The sequence below is a fragment of the Candidatus Cloacimonadota bacterium genome (assembly GCA_012516855.1).
Classification (GTDB): domain Bacteria; phylum Cloacimonadota; class Cloacimonadia; order Cloacimonadales; family Cloacimonadaceae; genus Syntrophosphaera.
Window position 1 is genome coordinate 1 of sequence record JAAYWB010000086.1, and the last position, 2,502, is coordinate 2,502.

Sequence of the window (2,502 nt, forward strand, 5' to 3'; positions counted from 1 at the left end):
TGGCTTTACAAACTAATACACAATGACAACCTACAAAGGTTGACGTTATTAATGGTGCGATTATAATCAACAGTGAAGTTAGAAAATGATGGAAGCGCGATATATGTATTGTGGCTATTAATTTCGACGACGAAAACGACAAGCAAAGGAAACAAGATGGGTAGTCATCATGATTGGGTGAATCAGACCGTAAAGCTACACAATGCAACTAAGCCCTTCGCGCCAGAAAATGGCCGTTGCTTGCGGTTTGCTGTTGGCGACAAAGTGATCTATACCAATCCTGCAGGGCTTAAATTCCGGTTCAGCATTACCGGCCATTACGGGCCTGCCAACCCTTGCAGCCTATATGCGCAGGGTGCGCGCTATCTTGTAAATTCAAACTCGCCTTGGTTGCCGGTGATGGAGTCGCAACTGCAGCCGGATGAAGGCCCAATGATTTCTCACTGAGAGACAACCAAGTCGGGAGCAAGCGCCTTCCTTGTTCCCGACGGGGCCATGGTGCCCCGAAGCCCGCACGCCTTGCGTGCGGGTTGTCCGGTAGGGGCCGGTGCGGAGCACTGCCGTGCTTCTTGCACGGCACCCCGCAAGCCCGGACAAGGGTATGGCCCGGCGTACCTAGTCGGCCCTGCAAAACCCCCGCCACCCGCATGAACAAAGGCTCTGCGGGTAATTTCGGTATCGCGAATCCCTCGATTTTTGAATAATTGACGCTCAGAACCTGAGAGTTTTGACTCGATTTTGAGGCCCGCCATGACAGACGATTTCTTCCGCGCCCGCCTGGACGGGATGATCGACCCAAGGCATTCGCTGACCGTGCTAGCGCAGCGCCTGCCTTGGGCGCAAATAGAGCGAACCCTCGCCCCTTGCTTTGCCCGCAAAGCCCGCCCCGAGCAGTGGCAGGCGCATCAGGATCTGTTTGGCGCGAGCGCGCAGCCGTGCGGCGGTGGCATCAGCAACGCCGGGCGCTCTCGCCTGCCTCTTCGCTTGATGGTCGCGCTCACCCTGCTCAAGAACAGCTTTGACCTCAGCGACGAAGAAATGGTCGAGCGTTTTGCTGAGAACGTGTACTGGCAGTACTTTGCCGGCTACGAGTACTTCGACCCCACGCCGCCATGCGATGCCACCCAGATCGGGCGCTTTCGCTCAGCCTTGGGTGAAGCGGGCATGGAGGAGCTGCTCAAGGCCACGATAGAGACAGCCGTCCATGTGGGTGCGGTACGCAAGAGCGAATTCGAGCGTCTCATCGTAGACACCACGGTGCAAGAGAAGGCCATGGCCCATCCGGTGGACAGCCGGCTTCTGGAGATTGCGCGCCACAAGGTGGTGACAGCGGCCAAGGCCGCTGGCATCGCGCTCAAGCAAACCTTCGCTAGCGAAGGCAAAACACTTCGCCGCCAGGCCGGTGGCTACGCCCATGCCAAGCAGTTCAAACGACTGCGCAAAGCAGTCAAGCGCCAGCGCACGATCCTGGGCATCCTGATTCGAGAGGTGCAGCGCAAGCTATCAATGGCCATGGGTAGTGCCAACGCCCTTGCAGCCCTTGCGGTTTGGCTCGAGCGCGCCGAGCGCATTCGCTCGCAGCAGCGCAAGGACAAGAAGAAGCTGTACGCCCTGCACGCCCCGGAGGTCGAATGCATCGGCAAGGGCAAGGCACGCCGCCCCTATGAGTTCGGCGTCAAAGTGAGCGTGGCCGTCACCCACAAGAGCGCACTGATGGTGGGCGCCAGGAGCTTTCCTGGCAATCCGTGGGATGGTCACACGCTGGCCGAGCAGATTGAGCAAAGCACCATCTTGCTTGAAGACATCGGGGTCAAGCCCAAACAGGTCGTTGTGGACCTGGGCTACCGGGGCAAAGACGTGGACGCGGCCAATGCCGGTGTTCAGATCATCCACCGCGGGCGCTACAAGACCATGAGCAAACACGAACGCAAGCTGCTCAAGAGGCGCCAGGCGGTAGAGCCTGCGATTGGGCACCTCAAGAGCGACAACCGGATGAACCGCTGTTGGCTCAAGGGTGCGATCGGGGACGCGCTGCATGCGCTCAGTTGCGCCGTGGGCTACAACCTGCGATGGCTGATGCGGGCGGTGCTGCGTCTGGGCCTCAAGGGCCTTTTGTTGGCCGTCGTTTTGGTGCGGTGGGTGGCGATGGTGGCGTCATGGGCGGCCCATTGCGCTGGCTATGCGCCGCAGGTCCATCAAGTCAAGCTGGCACCGGTTTGATGACGGCCGAGTGCTGGCTGCTCTGAGTGAGAATTGAATTTTGCAGGGCCGACTACACATATATTTTATGTAAATGCATGCAATCATGTAAACATTCAGGAGATGACCATGGAACTTGTTCACAGTCCAATGGGGCTACGCCAGCGTAAATACCGGGAAATCTACCGCTCGCGCCTGAGCGGCTTCTACAACGGCTATTACCACGCCTTCCTGATTCTCGGGGTGGGTCTGTACGAGATCTATTTTGCGACGCGTCACATCAGCAATGTGTTGTGGTGGGAA

2 protein-coding genes and 1 pseudogene are annotated in these 2,502 nt (G+C 58.1%); all 3 read left to right on the plus strand.

Annotated features, from left to right (window positions below; genetic code table 11):
* Positions 1-156 precede the first annotated feature (156 nt).
* Positions 157-447, plus strand: coding sequence for a hypothetical protein (locus GX466_08285; GenBank protein ID NLH94193.1), 291 nt, complete (start codon positions 157-159; stop codon positions 445-447).
* A gap of 303 nt (positions 448-750) precedes the next feature.
* Positions 751-2,127: pseudogene (locus GX466_08290) on the plus strand (IS5 family transposase).
* A gap of 201 nt (positions 2,128-2,328) precedes the next feature.
* A partial coding sequence (locus GX466_08295) for a fatty acid hydroxylase family protein (protein NLH94194.1) occupies positions 2,329-2,502 on the plus strand: 174 nt, incomplete at its 3' end.

Bases quoted from the DNA above. Each gene is read 5' to 3' on its own strand.
- GX466_08285 (NLH94193.1), top strand. From the start codon at position 157: ATGGGTAGTCATCATGATTGGGTGAATCAGACCGTAAAGCTACACAAT.